Below are 15,515 nucleotides of genomic sequence, written 5' to 3'. Positions count from 1 at the left end.
AACAACGCGACAACTCGACAAGGATAGTTATCTTGCGCATTTTTTCCCGTGTTTTGCTTCTGATATTGCTCGCCCTCGGCCTGCTGCTGGCCGTCGTGCTCTATTACACCATCAACCCCAAGCTGCCCGACTACGTGCCCGTGCAGCAAGTGCGCTACCAGGATCAATGGAGTGCCGCCGATCGCCAGACCTACTACTTCACGCCTCAGGGCACTCAAGTGAAAGGCCTGCACTACGAATGGTTCACCGCCCTGGAGCTGCCGTTCTCCGAACAGCGTTTTGCCACGCCCGAGTACCTGGCGCGCTTTGGTTTTCTGGTCGACCCCAAGCAGGTCCCCACCGCGCAGAACCCCGGCAACCTGCCAGTCGGTTTTGCCCGCCATCAGAATGCCGGCAGCACAGTTGAATACCTGGATATCACCTGCGCCGCCTGCCACACCGGCGAGCTGCACTTCAAAGGCCAGGCTCTGCGCATTGATGGCGGCTCGGCCCAGCACGTGCTGCCCTCCAGCGTGCCCACCTTGCGCGGCGGCAGCTTCGGCCAGGCACTGGTGGCCAGCCTGGCCGCCACCTATTACAACCCGTGGAAATTCGAGCGCTTTGCCCGCCAAGTGCTGGGGGATCGATACGACGCCGAACATGGCCAGCTGCGTCAGGACTTCAAACGGTCGCTCAACCAGTTCCTCAAAGTCGCCTGGAATGACACCCACCGCGGCCTCTACCCCACCGAAGAAGGCCCGGGCCGTACCGACGCGTTTGGCCGCATCGCCAATGCCAGCTTTGGCGACGCAATCTCGCCGGACAATTACCGCGTTGCCAATGCTCCGGTGGACTACCCGCACCTGTGGGATATCTGGACCTTCGACTGGGTGCAATGGAACGGTTCGGCCCAGCAACCCATGGCGCGCAACATCGGCGAAGCCCTCGGCGTCGGCGCGACACTGGACTTCTTCGACAGTGCCGGCCAGCCCCTTCAAGGCGAAGCGCGCTACCCTTCCAGCGTGCGCGTGCGTGACCTCAACCTGATCGAAGAAACCCTGCAACGCCTCAAGCCGCCCACTTGGCCGGAAGACTTGTTCGGCGCCATCGACAAACCCCTCGCCGCCCAGGGCCGCGCGTTGTTCGCCGAGAACTGCGCCGGTTGCCATGTGCCCGCCGTCAGCCAGGTCAATGGCCGCCCGGTGCAGCAGTTGAAAATGCTCCCCGTTGAATACATCGGCACCGACCCCGGCACCGCCAGCAACATCGCTGACCAGCGCTACGACCTCAGCGCGCTGCAATGGGACCCGGCGGAACTGGCCAGGCTCAACGTCGAACTGCACCCCACGCCGACCGCGCCGCTGGACCTGCACAATATGTCGGTGGCGCAAGGCCTGGCCTACGTCACCGCCTTTGTCGAAGACCACGCCTACCGCGCCGCCGGCGTGACCCCGGCCGAGCGGCCAGGCCTGGACGGTTTCGGCCTGCCTATCGGCGTGCGCGAGGTGCGTGCCTACAAAGCGCGGCCACTGGCCGGCGTGTGGGCCACGCCGCCCTTCCTGCATAACGGCTCGGTGCCGACGATCTACCAATTGCTCTCGCCTCAGGACGAGCGCAGCACCACTTTCTATAAAGGCACGTTCGCCTACGACCCGCGCCACCTGGGCTTTGAAACGCAGGCGTTCAAGAATGGCTTCCTGTTCGATACCAAAGTCACCGGCAATCACAACAGCGGCCACGAGTTTCGCGCCGGCCAACGTGGCAATGGCGTGATCGGCCGCGGCCTGCAACCGCAGGAACGCTGGGCGCTGCTGGAATACCTCAAAGTACTGGGCGGCCCGCTGGAGCAACAGTTGCCATGAATATCCGATCTGACTACAAGGAATCTTCGATGCTCGCGCGTCTGTGGCTGCGCCTCGGCGCGTTTCTGGGTAAAACCCTGTTATGGCTGGTGGGCCTGGGGCTGCTGGGCTGGCTGATCGCTGCCGCCTGGTTTGCCTGGCAGCACAGCGGCCCGGTGTCGCCGGACGAGCAGATCCCGCCCGGTGAAGCGGCCATGACCCAGGGCATCATTCAGACGGCCGTGCGCATCGTCGATCAGCACCGCGAAGGCACGCGCTACCTGCGCGATGCGCATGCCAAGGCTCACGGCTGCGTGAAGGCGCAAGTCAGCGTAGTGGCGGATCTTGACCCGGCATTGCGCCAAGGCGTGTTCGCCGAGCCGGGCAAAACCTGGCAGGCACTGATGCGCCTGTCCAATGGCAATGCTTATCCGCAATTCGACAGCATCCGCGATGCGCGGGGCATGGCGATCAAGTTGCTGGATGTTCCGGGCAAACAGTTGATGGCAGATCAGCAGGCGCGCACCGAACAGGATTTCGTGATGTTCAGCCATCCGAATTTCTTTGTCAGCGATGTGGCGGAGTATGCGCAAAACATCGGCGCCCAGGCCGACGGCAAGAAGGTCCTGGCGTTCTTTCCCAAGGCAGACCCGCGCAGCTGGCAGGTGCGCCATTTGTTTATCGCGCTGGCCACACTGTCGCCTGCCCCGGCCAGCCCGACGCAGACGACTTACTTTTCGGTGTCGCCCTACAAGTTCGGCGCAGCCAATGCCAAGTTTCGCGTAGCGCCTGACCCGCTCAGTTGCCCTGAGTATGTGTTGCCCAAGCAGAACCAGGACCTGCCGAACTTTCTGCGCAGTGCCTTGAGCCAGCAGCTGTCGACCGACCGTGTACCGGCGTGTTTTGTGTTGCAGGTTCAGCGGCAGAATCCGCAGAAATTCATGCCGATTGAAGACACCAGCATTGAATGGAAGGAGAGCGATGCGCCGTATGAGACCGTGGCGACCGTGCGGGTTGAGGCGCAGGATTTTGATACGCCGGCGTTGAATCTTGCTTGTGACAACCAGTCGTTTAATCCGTGGTTTGGGCTGGAGGCGCACCGGCCGATTGGGGGTATTAATCGGTTGCGTAAGGCGGTGTATGAGGCTGTGAGCGACTATCGGCATAGTCGTAATTTGTGAGGTGTCGGGTATGGGTTGCGCCCTTACGGCGGGTCACGTTGGAAAAGCCCCAAAGTGACCAAAGGGCTCTTGCCCCACCACTCGGCACCTCGCTTAGGCTTCGGTGTGCCTGAGATCAAAAGCAGAGCACGGCGGCCTAGTAGCCGACCTGAGTGGTAGAAGCTGAGCCGAGGCGGCCTGACAGCCGACCTGATCTTGGAAGCTGAACTCAATCAAATGTGGGAGCTGGCTTGCCTGCGATGGCATCAACTGGTTGTGCCTGATACACCGAGTTGTCTGCATCGCAGGCAAGCCAGCTCCCACAGAAAAGCAAAAGCAGTGCGGTGCTGGCGGCTGAACTCGGTCAACTTGTGGGAGCGGGCTTGCTCGCGAAGGCGGTGGGTCAGTTACACATGAGCTGACTGACACACAGCATTCGCGGGCAAGCCCGCTCCCACATTTGGAGCTCTGTGCATCAGATAGAAGTGTGTTGCTGTGCTTTTGCTTCTACCACTCAGGTCGGCTTTCAGGCCGCCGTGCTTTTGCTTTTGATCTGACAGGCCCCGTCAACCACGCTGGCCGAAGCGAGGCACCGAGCGGTGGGGCAAAGACCTTTTGGTTACTTTTGGCTGGGCCGGCATTCCGGGCGTTTGCCAAAAGTGACCCGCTGTAAGAGCGGAACCGCCAGCCGCCGTTACCGCAGCAACGGATATGTACCCTCCCCCCCCGATCCGTAAAGAACCCGTATAAATCCCAACTTCCCCATAACGATTTCGTCGTCCCTATTGAGCAACTACCCCCCCACCCTCTACCGTCAATTCCTACCCCCAAAACCCGTAGGAAGTCATCGTGGAAAGTTCAACTTTAGGCATGGTCGTCCTGTCAATGATTGCGCTCTTCGGCACCGCCGCGTTTTGCTTCGAGCACCTCGCCACCCGCGGCGAAAAGAAAAAGAAAGCCAAATAAGCTGATCCCTGAAATCAGCAGAACCCCAGTTTTTCAAGGGATACCCCACCCCCGGGCTATCCCTTGTTTTCGTTCGTCCAGCCAAAACCCATCTATATACCGTCTTAATACCGCCCCTCATAATCAGTGCCCGGGCTTGATACCCAAGCGCATAACCTCCCCCGCTTCTTCAACAAGGGGAGTTGCACCGTGCTCACACTGACCTTCATTTATGTCGTCAGCGGCTTATGTGCCGTGGGCCTGTTCGCTTACCTGGGCTACGCCCTCATCCGCGCTGAAAACTTCTAGGGAGTGAACCGTAGCCGGGCAACATCACGCCATTATTAGCAAATACATCCTGTGACGCGCATAGAACAACACCAAAAAACCATAGCAAAGTTTAATTACGGCAAAACCAGGTACGTAGATAAGTTTTCATGGCGTTAGTCTCATTATTTTTGTTGTATATGTGAGATCCGCAGATGTTACCGCTGAGTCAGCCTAGGTCGCCGCCTCCCACCGGCAACGTCACGCCCGTAATGTAGGAAGCCTCGTCCGAGGCCAGGAAAAGAATTGCGCCCGCCTGCTCATCAACGGTCCCGTAGCGCTTCATCAAACTGCTGTCGATGGTTTGATTGACGATTTGCTGGTACCAGATCCGCTCCTGTTCGCTTTGCGGTTGGTTGTTACGCGGGATACGGCGCGGTGGAGCCTCAGTTCCGCCTGGTGCGGTAGCATTGACGCGGATGCCACTGCCGGCAGTTTCCAGCGCCAGGCAGGCAGTCAGTGCGTTAACGCCGCCCTTGGCTGCGCCATACGGCACCCGATTCACGCCCCGTGTGGCAATTGATGAAACATTGACGATGGCGCCGGTGCCCTGTTCGAGCATGTAGGGCAGCGCGCTGTGGCAGCACCACAACGTGGGGAACAGAGAGCGGCGCACTTCGGATTCGATTTCATTCTCGGCGTAGTGCTCGAAGGGTTTGGCCCAGATCGTTCCGCCGACGTTGTTGATCAGGATATCAATGCGCCCAAAACGCGCTTTGGTCGTGGCCATCACCTGCGCGCATTCTGCGTGCCGCTCCAGGTCAGCGGTCAAGGTCAGCGCACGGTCATGCTGCAATTCATGAACGAGTTCAGAACGGTCGACGGCGACCAGGAACGCGCCCTCCTCCAACAAACGCTCGGCGACACGCCGACCAATGCCCTGGGCTGCGCCGGTCACTAGCGCAACTTTTGCTTTGAAACGTGGGTTCATTTCACTGCCCTCGGTCGGCGTCGCCGCTAACAATTGCATTGGGCGTAAACTTCTCATAATGGAAGTTGGCTGGGACGACGCCCTGATCTTTGAAGTACTGTCGCACCGCGTCGACCATCGGTGGTGGTCCGCAGAGATACGCGTCAACGTTGCCACCGTTGAGCATGTCAGCGGTCATGTGCTGGGTGACATAGCCTTGCTGAGGATGGAAGGTCTGAGGGTCGGCAACGCAGGTGACGAAGCTGAAATTGGGCAAGCGCTCAGTGAGAGCTTTCAGGGCCTCGACCATCACCAGATCCTGATCCCGGGTCACGCCATAGATCAGCGATACCTTCTGAGTTTCATCACGTTCGACGAGCACTTCGAGCATTGACAGAAACGGCGCAAGCCCGGTTCCGCCGGCCAGGAACAGCAGCGGTCGAGTGACCTCACGAAGATAGAAACTACCCAATGGTCCAGTCATTGAGACTTCCTCGGATTCCCGAGCGCGCTCCAGCCAGCTACTCATCAGCCCGTTGGGCACTTGCTTGATCAGAAAGCTCGCGTGTTTTTCTCCCGGGCGACTGCTGAATGAATACGAGCGCGTCTGTCCACTGCCCGGCACGTCAATGTTGACGTATTGGCCGGGTAGGAAAACCGGCGCCTGATCCAGTTCAAAACTGACTTCCAGCGCTGCATCGGCATGGCGAGTAATGCGGGTGATGCTGGCAGAGAAGCGGCCGGTGCCGGTCTTGCACGTGCTGGAAGGGACCGGCACGGCGAGAACGCAGTCTGATTGAGGCACCATCTGGCAGGTCAACACTTGCCGCTCTTGCGCTTCATCCTCACTCAGCGCGTCCTCGATGTAGTCGTCGCCTAGGTCATAGGCGCCGGTTTCGCATCGGCATTTGCAGGTACCGCAAACCCCGTCCGAGCAGTCCATGGGCAGATTGATGCGCTGCCGAAAGGCCGCGTCCAGCACCTTTTCACCTACTTTGCAGTCGATGAAACGGGTCACCCCGTCCTCAAAATTGAGCGCTATGGAATACTTCATGGGTCTGTCCTCAGACGTGATAGATGTCGATGACCTGATGGATGTAATCGTTTTTCAGTACCACCTTCTTGCGCGTGATCAGCGGCTGTTGCGCGCTGATATCCAGGTGATAGAACGAGGTGCCGAAATACGTATCCGTGGTCTTGTAGCGATGGCTGAGGGTTTGCCAGTTAAAGCGCAGTTCCACATGCCCGGCGTCTTCGGCGAGCATTTCGAGGTTGGTGATGAAATGTGCAGTGCGCGGCTCTGGGGTGCTGGCACTGGAACGTTCGGTCTTGATGCGAAACACCCGGTCTTCCAGGCCGTCGCGGCTGGGGTAATAAATCAACGAGATTTCGCTCTGCGGGTCCTCTGTTAGCGTATCGTGATCGTCCCACGCAGGCATCCAGAACTCGGCCTTTGGCGAGTAGCATTCCAGCCATTCGTCCCACTGGCGGTCATCCAGCAAACGCGCTTCGCGGTAGAGAAAAGCCAGCAGGCTCTCACGGGAAATGCTCATGACAGTGCCTCCTTGTCAGTCGCAATCAGGCCCTGTTTTTCCAGCTCGATCGCTCGTTGCAGGCTGGTCACCCAGTACGCGTGCTGACGCACAAATAAGCCTTCGTCCTCAGTTTTCACGCCGCTGAGCTGAGGGTTCATGCCCATGGCCAGGGCATTGTCGTCAGCGCCTTCGATCCATTGCTTGGCACCGCGACTGAGGTCGTTCCACAGGGTCGTCGCGCCTTGATAGCCGGTCTGACACGCACGAAATTCCTCGAGGTCGTCGGGCGTGCCCATGCCACTGACATTGAAAAAATCTTCGTACTGGCGAATTCTGGTTGTGCGCTCCTGAGCGCTCTCGCCCTTGGGCGCCATGCAGTAGATCGTCACTTCAGTCTTATCTACAGCGATTGGCCGCACCACACGGATCTGCGTGGAGAACTGATCCATCAGGTAGACATTGGGGTACAGGCAAAGATTGCGGGTCTGATCGACAATGAAATCCGCACGTTCTTGCCCGAGGCGCTCGGCGAGCGCTGCACGATGGGCATGCACCGGTCGGACTTCGGGGTTAAGCAGGCGGGTCCACAGCAGGATGTGGCCATGCTCGAACGCATACACGCCACCAAGACTTTTCGACCAGCCATTGGCATCGACGGCACGCGTGCCTTGGGCCTCATAATTACGCCGCCCCATGGTTGCCGAGTAATTCCAGTGCACTGAGCTGACGTGATAACCGTCTGCACCGTTTTCGATCTGCAGCTTCCAGTTACCGTCGTATACATAAGACGAGCTACCACGCAGGACCTCCAGCCCCTGCGGTGCCTGGTCGACCATTTGGTCGATGATGACCCGGGTTTCGCCCAAGTAATCACTCAGTTCCGGAACCGCTTCGTTGAGGCTGCCAAACAAAAAGCCTCGATAGTTTTCGAAACGGCCCAGACGTTTGAGGTCGTGAGAGCCGTCGCAATCGAAGCTGTCGGGGTAGGCACCGGTCTTGGCGTCTTTTACTTTGAGCAGCTTGCCGGCGTTGCTGAAGGTCCATCCGTGGAACGGGCAGGTGAACGAACCCTTGTTGCCCTGCTTGCGGCGGCACAGCATAGCGCCGCGGTGGGCGCAGGCGTTGACCAGCCCGTGCAGTGCCCCTTGCTTGTCGCGAGTGACAACGACGGGCTGACGACCGATGTAGGTGGTGAAGTAGTCGTTGATTTCTGGCACCTGGCTTTCATGCGCCAGGTATACCCAACCACTTTCAAAAATATGCTTCATCTCCAACGCAAACAGTTCGGTGTCGGTGAAGATGTCACGGCGGCAACGGAAAACCCCGGTAGCGGGATCTTCCTGAACGGATTCGCTGAGTTGACGGGCGAGTCTGTCGAGAGTGCTGATCATGGGGTAGGCCCTCGGTTATTCTTGTATCAGGCCCCCTCACCCTACGTGCTCGCCTACCCCAACAATATCCGATGACTGCAAATCACTATCCGCCTGGCGCAACCTGCTGACGCTGGCGCCGCCAGGTCTGCGAAGGCAGTTCGCCAAAACGCTTGCGATAGGCTTCAGAGAAGCGCCCCAAATGCAGAAAACCATAATCAAGCGCAACTTCGGTGACGCTTCGCGCGGCTGCCATTTGCAGCTCTGTATGCACCCGTTCCAGCTTGCACTGGCGCATGTAGTCCCTGGGGGACAGGCCGACCTGACGCTCGAACAATTTATACAGCGAACGCTCGCTGACCCGCGCCACGACCATGAGCTGTTCGATGCTGATGTCCTCGGTCAGATGCTCTTCGATGAACTGTCGCACCCGATCAAATCCGCCGCCGCCTTCAGTTCGGGGGACAACCCGCAAAACGTTGCTGCCCAATAGCGCCAGCAGTTTGTTCGCGACAATCCGTTCGTACAGCGCCTGAACCTCACCTTGCGTTGTGTTCTCGGCCTCGTGGCAAATCAAACCCAGCAGTTGTAAAAGGCCACTCATGGCACTGAGTTGATGGCGCTCGGCAACAAAACGAATGCCCTGCTGGGGAAGCACCCAGTGCTGCTCCAGGCAGGCGTTTTCGAGCAGCCTGACAGGCAATTTGACGATGAATTTCTCGCAGTCGGCGGAATAGGTCAGATCGACCGGGTCATCCGGATTGATCAGCAAGACCTCGCCCGCACGGAAAATCTGCTCCCTTCCCCAGGCCACCGATCGACAATGACCGTGAAGTAGGATCTGCAAATGATAGATCGTCTCCAGCGCCTCTGAGATGACCTGCACCGGGGCTCCATAACTGATGCGACACAAGTCCAGACTCGAAAAGTTGCGATGGCTGATACTCGCCCGGGGGTGGCCTTTGGGCGGCAGGCGAATATGGTGACTGCCCACATGCTGGTTAACGTAGTCGGACACTGCATAGGCATCTGCGCGGTCGAAAATCTGACTGCGCTCAGTCAATAACACGGTCATGTCTGCGCCTCTCTTATTCTTTTATGCAAGGCCGGATAGAAGCCACAAAGCCCCCGCCAGCAAACGCTACGCAGGCTCGGGCGGCAATGACTGATCAGACTTCCAATGCCCTTACCCGTTCATGCCGACGTTCATCTTCCGCCGCGGCGGTCGGCTGCAAAACAAAATCAAATTCGATATCTGCACGCGGGCCGTTGGCATCCTCGGTGAAACGAATCTCGGCGATCAGCTCGTCTCGGGTCGCGTAGGCGAAGTCGTCGTGCAGATATTTGTCCCCAGCCAGATTGATCTGCGTCGTCAGGTGACGATGGCCAGGCGCCGAGATAAAGAAATGAATATGCGCCGGACGCTGACCATGGCGCCCCAGTTGGTCAAGCAATTGCTGGGTCGGACCATCTGGCGGGCAACCGTAGCCGGACGGCACGATGCTCTGGAAGCGGTAGCGGCCTTCGGTGTCAGTCTGGATGCGACGGCGCAGGTTGAACTCCGATTGCGAGGGGTCGAAGTATGAGTACGTGCCCCCGGTGTTGGCGTGCCAAACGTCGACGGTGGAGTTGCTCAGTGGCGCGCCATCGGTGCCGCGAACCTGACCGGTCATGAACAATACCGTGCCGGGGTCCTGGCCATCGTCCAGCCGCGCGTAGTGCTTCGACAGGGGAGCGCCAGCCACGTAAAGCGGGCCTTCGATGGTGCGTGGGGTGCCGCCGACATGCCCGGCCTGCGCGTCTTCGGCGTCCATCAGCAGGTCAAGGTAATGCTCAAGCCCCAGGCCTGCGACCAGTAACCCGGCTTCCTGACGGTTGCCAAGATCGTTGAGGTAATTGACGGCCTTCCAGAACTCTTCGGGGGTGATCTGTAGGTCTTCGATGATCCTGATGGTGTCATTCAGCACGCGATGAACCACGTTCTTCATTCGCTGACTGCCAGCCGGTTGATCAAAGCCCGCTGCGCCTTCGAAAAATTGCTGCACTTCAGCGGTTTGGGAAATACGTACGGTCATGGTGCTTACCCTCATCAATTCATTGTTTTTGTCGATTTACGTGTCGCTGACTGGATGAACTCAGCGGTCGTCGGTGTGGATCGAAGATGGATGTCGGCACAGGGCTGTGACGTCGATCTCCATGAACGGGTAAAGCGGCAACTGCATCAGGGTATCGTGCAGCGCTTGATTATCCGAAACGTCGAAGATGCTGACGTTGGCGTAAAGCCCAGCAATGCGCCAGAGATGGCGCCAGATGCCCTTTCGTTGCAGGTGGTGGGCCAATTGCTTTTCATCCGCCTTGAGCTTATTCACCTTCTCGACTGGCATGTCGGTAGGTAGCTTGACGGTCATGCGTACCTGAAAAAGCATGGCGTGGATTCCTGTTTATTTGAAGATGATCAGCGGCGGGCAAAGCGCGCCATACGTGGCAATCTTCAGGGCAAAGATCGAGGCGGCGCCCATCTGGGCCAAGGCAAAGCTGTCGGGCACTGACTCAATCGCCTCATCCGCCATCAACGGAATAGGACTATGGGCACTCAGACGCACCCTGCCAGCCCGGTCATGGCGCGACAATGTCGCCCCCGGCATCGGCCAGCAAATGGCAAGCGCGTACTGCCACCGCTTCACTCCAGGCCTGATTGATATCGACGCGCACGCTGGCGCTGGCATCCTGGCCGGTCAGCAGCGGTGCGAACCACAATATGGGTATCGAAGCGTTCGATGGTGATAGCAGTCATGAGCGTTCCGTGTGCATTCTATTTGTTCTTCATCAAAGATTGACCTCCGCTAAATGGCCCGTCCAATATTGAATAAGTCTCTCGCCATACCTTGGAGGTATCATAGAACTGCGCCATTTGCGTTACTTCAGGGTGCTGGCCTGCACCCTGAATTTCACCCGCGCGGCTGAAGGACTGCACATCGCCCAGCCGCCATTGAGTCGGCAGATCCAGCAACTGGAATGCGAGATTGGCGTGCCGTTACTCGACCGCAGCAGGCCCCTGCGATTGACCGAGGCCGGGCGTTTTTTCAGGAGCACTCCAACTTGTTGCTTGCTCAACTCGATCGCGTGTGCGAGGACACCCGCCGTGTCGCATCGGGCAGCAAGCGGTGGCTAGGGATCGGCTTCGGTCGCTTACTGTTCCATGCTCCGTCCATTACTCAGCAAATGGTTCACCAAGACCCGCTGGTTGCAGCATTGCCCGCCGGACATGCGCTATTGGGCGCGCCGGTGAGCCTTCAGCAATTGGCTGCTGAACCTTTCATTCTCTATCCCGGCAGCCCCCGTCCGAGTTATGCCGACCATGTGCTTGGGGGTATTTGCCCTGCGCGGCTTAAGCATCCATTTGGCTCAAATGGCCAACGAGCTACAGACTGCAATTGGGTTGATGGCCGCGGGCGTGGGGATCACGCTGGTGCCTGCCTCGGTGCAGCGCCTGCACCGAGACGACATCGGTTACACACCGCTGCTGGATGCCGGCGTGAGCTCCCCAATCGTCGTCAGTTATCGGGCAGGCGATAAATCGACCGTATTGAAGGCGTGCCTGGAATTGCTTGGAATTTCTGAGTTGGCTTGAGTGTTCAGAAAATGGACGCCTGCCCATAGCGAAGCGTCCAGATTCTGAACAGTGGATCGGTAAGACGTAAAACTTATTTTAACAATCTCCTTTTAAAACAATAAGTTGAGATTTAAGTAACGTTTTGGCACGTCCCCTGCTGTCAGATGACCACACACCCACGAATCAGGTCTGACAAGGGCACCCTCGATATGAGCAGCGAATTACAAAGTGATTTCCTCCCTGCGGCGCTGTGGAATAACAGGCTGTTCACGGGCACTTGGACGACGACGGCCAGCTCTGCAGATGTGCTGGAACCGGCGACGGGCCACACGCTCGGTAGCCTGGCCTGCGCTGATGCCCGCCAAGTGGCGCAATCAGCCCAGGCGGCCAGCCTCGCGCAAAACGCATGGTTCCAATTGCACTACGACGAGCGCTCGGCCGTCCTACGCCGGGCTGCAAAAACCGCAGAGGACAATTTTGAGGCCATCGTGCAATGGCTGATTCAGGAAAGTGGTTCCACGCGGCCCAAGGCGGAGTTTGAAACCAGCCTTAGCATCAAGGTGCTCCATGAGAGCGCGGCCATGCCGTCTCGAAGCCAAGGCGAGGTGTTGCCCTCAAGCGCTGGGCGTTTAAGCATTGCTCGCCGTCGACCGCTAGGCGTGGTCGGGGTTATTTCGCCGTTCAACTTCCCTTTGTACTTGGCCATCCGCGCGGTCGCCCCAGCCCTGGCGACAGGCAACGGTGTGGTGCTAAAGCCCGACTTACGTACGGCGGTATGCGGCGGTTTTGTCATCGCCCGGATCTTCGAATTGGCAGGTCTTCCGATGGGCCTGTTGCACGTTTTACCAGGAGGAGCGGAAGCCGGCGCCGCGCTCACCAGCGATCCGCACGTGGCGATGATTCAGTTCACCGGCTCCACCGGTGCCGGTCGCAAGGTCGGTGAGGCCGCGGGCCGTAACCTGAAAAAAGTCTCCTTGGAACTGGGCGGAAAAAACGCCCTTATTGTGCTGGACGACGCCGACCTGGAGCTGGCCCTGGCCAATGCCACCTGGGGCGTCTATCTGCATCAGGGGCAAATCTGCATGTCGACGGGCCGCCTGCTGGTGCAACGGGGCATTTACGAGCGCCTGCTGGAAAAGTTGGTGGCCAAGGCCAACAGCCTTGTGGTTGGCGACCCCGCCAGTGGACAGGTACATCTGGGGCCTTTGATCAATCATCAGCAACGTGACCATGCGCTGCATGTCGTCAATGCCTCCGTGCAGGCAGGTGCGACGCTGGCGGCAGGAGGCACATCGGAGGGACTGTTCTTCAAACCCACCGTACTCAGCGGTGTGACCCGCGACAACCCGGCGTTTCACGAAGAGATTTTCGGCCCTGTGGCCGTGGTCGTGCCGTTTGACACTGATGCCGAGGCCATCGAATTGGCCAATGACACCGAGTATGGACTGTCGGCCGCCATTCTTTCTCAGAACGTTGGCCGTGCGCTGAAGCTAGGCGAGCAGCTTAGAGTCGGCCTCCTGCACATCAACGACCAGACCGTAAACGACGAAGTGGTTAATCCGTTCGGTGGCGTGGGCGCCTCCGGCAACGGGACCAGTATTGGCGGGCCAGCCAATTGGGAAGAGTTCACACAATGGCAGTGGCTCACCGTTAAAGGTGAAGCACCGGCTTATCCGCTTTAAAACCAGGAGAACAAAAATAATGAGCACCCAAGTCTACCGCCCCATCACAGCTGCCATTACCCGAGGTAAAGGTGCGCCTTTCGTGCTGGAAAATGCACGGATTCGGGAACCGCAAGGCGATGAAGTACTCGTACGAATCGTTGCCACCGGCATGTGTCACACCGATATGATCGTCCGCGACCAGTACTACCCCGTGCCGTTACCGGCGGTACTGGGCCACGAAGGCTCAGGCATCGTCGAGGCCGTGGGCCCGCTTGTCCAGGGCCTGCAAGTGGGCGACCATGTCGTGCTCACCTACGGCTATTGCGGCCAATGCCTGTCTTGCGGTGCCGGGCACATGTCCTACTGCCAGGAGTTTTTTGGCCGTAACTTCAGTGGTGGCGATCCGGAGGGCGGCAGCGCGTTGCAGGATGAGGCGGGATCCCGTCTGAACGATCACTTTTTCGCCCAATCGTCGTTTGCCAGCTTTGCACTGAGTCGTGAAAACAACACGATCAAAGTCAGTCGCCAAGCACCGCTTGAATTGCTCGGCCCGCTCGGTTGCGGGATCCAGACCGGGGCCGGAGCGGTAATCAACTCGCTGAAGGTCACCCCCGGCAGCAGCTTCGCCGCGTTTGGCGGGGGGGCGGTGGGCCTGAGCGCAGTACTCGCTGCACGGGTCGCGGGCGCCACCACCATCATTGCCGTGGATGTAGTGCCGTCACGGTTGACCTTGGCCACGGAGTTGGGTGCGACCCATGTCATCAATAGCAAGGACACTGACCCGGTAGCGGCCATCCGCGAGATCACGGGCGGCGGTGTCAATTTTGCCCTGGAGTCTACGGGGCGTCCGGCGGTGCTGCGTCTAGCCGTCGATGCACTCGGCAGTCGCGGCAGCCTCGGCGTCGTTGGCGCACCAGCGCTAGGCACCACCGCCGAGTTCGACGTCAATGATCTGTTGCTGGGTGGCAAGACCATTCGCGGCATCGTCGAAGGCGATAGCGTGCCGAAAAAGTTCATCCCGGAACTGGTCAACCTCTATCTGCAGGGGCGCTTTCCCTTCGACAAGTTGGTGAAATTCTACCGCTTCGACGAGATCAACCAGGCCGCTGAGGACAGCGAGAAAGGCATAACGCTCAAGCCGATCATTCGCATCGCGCCATAACCTTTTGACCCGGAGCAGTGATGCTCCGGGCCATATCACGCAAATAAAAACAAGAAAGGTAGTCGAACATGCGACTTATATCTCGCGTTTACGTGGGCGCCATGGCGCTCGCCCTGGGTTCCACCCCCGCCTGGGCAGTCGACGTCAATGTTGGCGATTATACAGCCCTTCCCGCTGGCACCAGTGTCGCGGCCTGGTATCAGCAATACAGTCATTCCGACCGCTACGATACGGACGGGGCCGGAGACAGCCGTCGTCAGACCAGCCTGAAATCCAATATCAGTATCCTGCGCCTGATCCACTTCACCGAGATTGGCGGAATCACGGTCGACCCACAGATTCTCCTGCCGTTTGGACATGTCTACGACGCGCGTATCGGTGGGCATGCGTTGGGCAGTGCCAGTGGCTTGGCCGACCCTATTTTGGGCGCGACCTTCTGGTTGGTTAACCAGCCAGAGGCCGGCGTCAGCGGTCGCTACTTCGGCATTACACCTTTGCTCTACCTGCCTTGGGGCAACTACGATCGTCACGACGCGCTGAACCTGGGCGAAAACCGTTACAAAGGCGACCTGCAGCTGGGCTGGGTCGAACCGCTGTGGGGCAAACTGGGCATGGAGCTGTATGGCGATGTCGTAGCCTATGGTCACAACGCTAATGCAGGCACTGGAAATCAAACGCTCAAACAGGACCCCACCTACCAGGTGCAGAGCAATCTGCGCTATGACTTTAATCCGACGCAGCGCATGGCCCTCGGCTACAGCGCCAGCATCGGCGGTAAGCAATATCTGGACGGTGATTACACAGGGCAGAAGACCGAGGTTCAGCAGGTACGAATGGAGTTTCAACAGATGGTCGGACGCACCGTCCAACTTAGCGCGCAATTGACCCACGACGTGCGAGCTGTCGGTGGCTTTCAGGAGGACGTTGGTATTAATTTGCGTGCGCTGTTGGTGTTCTGATTGTTATGCAGATATTGACCTTGCTGGTCGTTGGGTATAAATCAGTGGCT

General features: G+C 58.7%; 13 protein-coding genes and 2 pseudogenes. 7 read left to right on the top strand and 8 right to left on the bottom strand.

Going from position 1 to position 15,515, the window contains the following annotated elements:
- The first annotated feature begins 32 nt into the window (after positions 1-32).
- The 3 genes from ABWL43_RS09470 to kdpF all read left to right on the top strand — a co-directional run bounded on the left by ABWL43_RS09470 (position 33) and on the right by kdpF (position 4,234).
- Entirely contained in the window at positions 33-1,841 is a 1,809-nt protein-coding gene (locus ABWL43_RS09470) for a di-heme-cytochrome C peroxidase (protein WP_404487492.1), read from the top strand.
- Complete coding sequence (locus ABWL43_RS09465) at positions 1,838-3,001, top strand: catalase family protein (RefSeq protein WP_178119759.1); 1,164 nt, start codon at positions 1,838-1,840, stop codon at positions 2,999-3,001. The genes ABWL43_RS09470 and ABWL43_RS09465 overlap by 4 nt, the downstream gene beginning before the upstream one ends.
- A gap of 1,134 nt (positions 3,002-4,135) precedes the next feature.
- Entirely contained in the window at positions 4,136-4,234 is a 99-nt protein-coding gene (gene kdpF / locus ABWL43_RS09460) for a K(+)-transporting ATPase subunit F (protein WP_404487491.1), read from the top strand.
- A gap of 187 nt (positions 4,235-4,421) precedes the next feature.
- Here the strand turns inward: kdpF and ABWL43_RS09455 are convergent, their stop codons facing one another.
- The 8 genes and pseudogenes from ABWL43_RS09455 to ABWL43_RS09420 form a co-directional block, all read right to left on the bottom strand.
- Positions 4,422-5,183 (bottom strand): 1,6-dihydroxycyclohexa-2,4-diene-1-carboxylate dehydrogenase, encoded by a 762-nt coding sequence (locus tag ABWL43_RS09455; protein ID WP_404487490.1) that lies wholly within the window; start codon positions 5,181-5,183, stop codon positions 4,422-4,424.
- Position 5,184: 1 nt separating this feature from the next.
- Positions 5,185-6,216, bottom strand: a complete 1,032-nt coding sequence (benC, locus tag ABWL43_RS09450; RefSeq protein ID WP_404487489.1) for a benzoate 1,2-dioxygenase electron transfer component BenC — start codon at positions 6,214-6,216, stop codon at positions 5,185-5,187.
- 10 nt (positions 6,217-6,226) lie between these two features.
- Positions 6,227-6,715 carry a benzoate 1,2-dioxygenase small subunit gene (benB, locus tag ABWL43_RS09445; protein WP_404487488.1) on the bottom strand — a complete coding sequence of 163 codons (489 nt, stop codon included), beginning with the start codon at positions 6,713-6,715 and terminating at the stop codon, positions 6,227-6,229.
- Entirely contained in the window at positions 6,712-8,088 is a 1,377-nt protein-coding gene (locus ABWL43_RS09440) for a Rieske 2Fe-2S domain-containing protein (protein WP_369302636.1), read from the bottom strand. The genes benB and ABWL43_RS09440 overlap by 4 nt, the downstream gene beginning before the upstream one ends.
- 85 nt (positions 8,089-8,173) lie before the next feature.
- Positions 8,174-9,142, bottom strand: coding sequence for an AraC family transcriptional regulator (locus ABWL43_RS09435; RefSeq protein ID WP_145166169.1), 969 nt, complete (start codon positions 9,140-9,142; stop codon positions 8,174-8,176).
- A 94-nt stretch (positions 9,143-9,236) separates the two neighbouring features.
- Positions 9,237-10,142 (bottom strand): catechol 1,2-dioxygenase, encoded by a 906-nt coding sequence (gene catA, locus ABWL43_RS09430; RefSeq protein WP_404487487.1) that lies wholly within the window; start codon positions 10,140-10,142, stop codon positions 9,237-9,239.
- Positions 10,143-10,202: 60 nt separating this feature from the next.
- Positions 10,203-10,493 (bottom strand): muconolactone Delta-isomerase, encoded by a 291-nt coding sequence (catC, locus tag ABWL43_RS09425; protein WP_404487486.1) that lies wholly within the window; start codon positions 10,491-10,493, stop codon positions 10,203-10,205.
- Between the two features lie 48 nt (positions 10,494-10,541).
- Positions 10,542-10,785, bottom strand: a pseudogene (locus tag ABWL43_RS09420) (enolase C-terminal domain-like protein); the annotation flags it as partial.
- A gap of 178 nt (positions 10,786-10,963) precedes the next feature.
- Here ABWL43_RS09420 and ABWL43_RS09415 point away from each other — a divergent pair.
- The 4 genes and pseudogenes from ABWL43_RS09415 to ABWL43_RS09400 all read left to right on the top strand — a co-directional run bounded on the left by ABWL43_RS09415 (position 10,964) and on the right by ABWL43_RS09400 (position 15,465).
- Positions 10,964-11,698: pseudogene (locus ABWL43_RS09415) on the top strand (LysR family transcriptional regulator).
- A 191-nt stretch (positions 11,699-11,889) separates the two neighbouring features.
- Positions 11,890-13,362: a benzaldehyde dehydrogenase gene (locus ABWL43_RS09410; RefSeq protein ID WP_404487485.1), complete on the top strand. Its 1,473-nt coding sequence runs from the start codon at positions 11,890-11,892 to the stop codon at positions 13,360-13,362.
- 19 nt (positions 13,363-13,381) lie between these two features.
- Positions 13,382-14,506 carry an NAD(P)-dependent alcohol dehydrogenase gene (locus ABWL43_RS09405; protein ID WP_404487484.1) on the top strand — a complete coding sequence of 375 codons (1,125 nt, stop codon included), beginning with the start codon at positions 13,382-13,384 and terminating at the stop codon, positions 14,504-14,506.
- Between the two features lie 101 nt (positions 14,507-14,607).
- Complete coding sequence (locus ABWL43_RS09400; RefSeq protein WP_256676538.1) at positions 14,608-15,465, top strand: transporter; 858 nt, start codon at positions 14,608-14,610, stop codon at positions 15,463-15,465.
- The last annotated feature ends 50 nt before the right edge of the window (positions 15,466-15,515 follow it).

This window comes from Pseudomonas sp. HT11 (genome assembly GCF_044875395.1).
Taxonomy (GTDB): Bacteria; Pseudomonadota; Gammaproteobacteria; order Pseudomonadales; family Pseudomonadaceae; genus Aquipseudomonas.
The sequence above is the reverse complement of the archived record's forward strand: the minus strand, read 5'-3'. Positions and strand labels throughout refer to the sequence as shown.

Excerpts from the sequence above, each read along its gene's own strand:
- ABWL43_RS09465 (WP_178119759.1), top strand. The coding sequence starts at position 1,838 with ATGAATATCCGATCTGACTACAAGGAATCTTCGATGCTCGCGCGTCTG.
- ABWL43_RS09455 (WP_404487490.1), bottom strand. The coding sequence starts at position 5,183 with ATGAACCCACGTTTCAAAGCAAAAGTTGCGCTAGTGACCGGCGCAGCC.
- benC (WP_404487489.1), bottom strand. The coding sequence starts at position 6,216 with ATGAAGTATTCCATAGCGCTCAATTTTGAGGACGGGGTGACCCGTTTC.
- benB (WP_404487488.1), bottom strand. The coding sequence starts at position 6,715 with ATGAGCATTTCCCGTGAGAGCCTGCTGGCTTTTCTCTACCGCGAAGCG.
- ABWL43_RS09440 (WP_369302636.1), bottom strand. The coding sequence starts at position 8,088 with ATGATCAGCACTCTCGACAGACTCGCCCGTCAACTCAGCGAATCCGTT.
- ABWL43_RS09435 (WP_145166169.1), bottom strand. The coding sequence starts at position 9,142 with ATGACCGTGTTATTGACTGAGCGCAGTCAGATTTTCGACCGCGCAGAT.
- catA (WP_404487487.1), bottom strand. The coding sequence starts at position 10,142 with ATGACCGTACGTATTTCCCAAACCGCTGAAGTGCAGCAATTTTTCGAA.
- catC (WP_404487486.1), bottom strand. The coding sequence starts at position 10,493 with ATGCTTTTTCAGGTACGCATGACCGTCAAGCTACCTACCGACATGCCA.
- ABWL43_RS09410 (WP_404487485.1), top strand. The coding sequence starts at position 11,890 with ATGAGCAGCGAATTACAAAGTGATTTCCTCCCTGCGGCGCTGTGGAAT.
- ABWL43_RS09405 (WP_404487484.1), top strand. The coding sequence starts at position 13,382 with ATGAGCACCCAAGTCTACCGCCCCATCACAGCTGCCATTACCCGAGGT.
- ABWL43_RS09400 (WP_256676538.1), top strand. The coding sequence starts at position 14,608 with ATGGCGCTCGCCCTGGGTTCCACCCCCGCCTGGGCAGTCGACGTCAAT.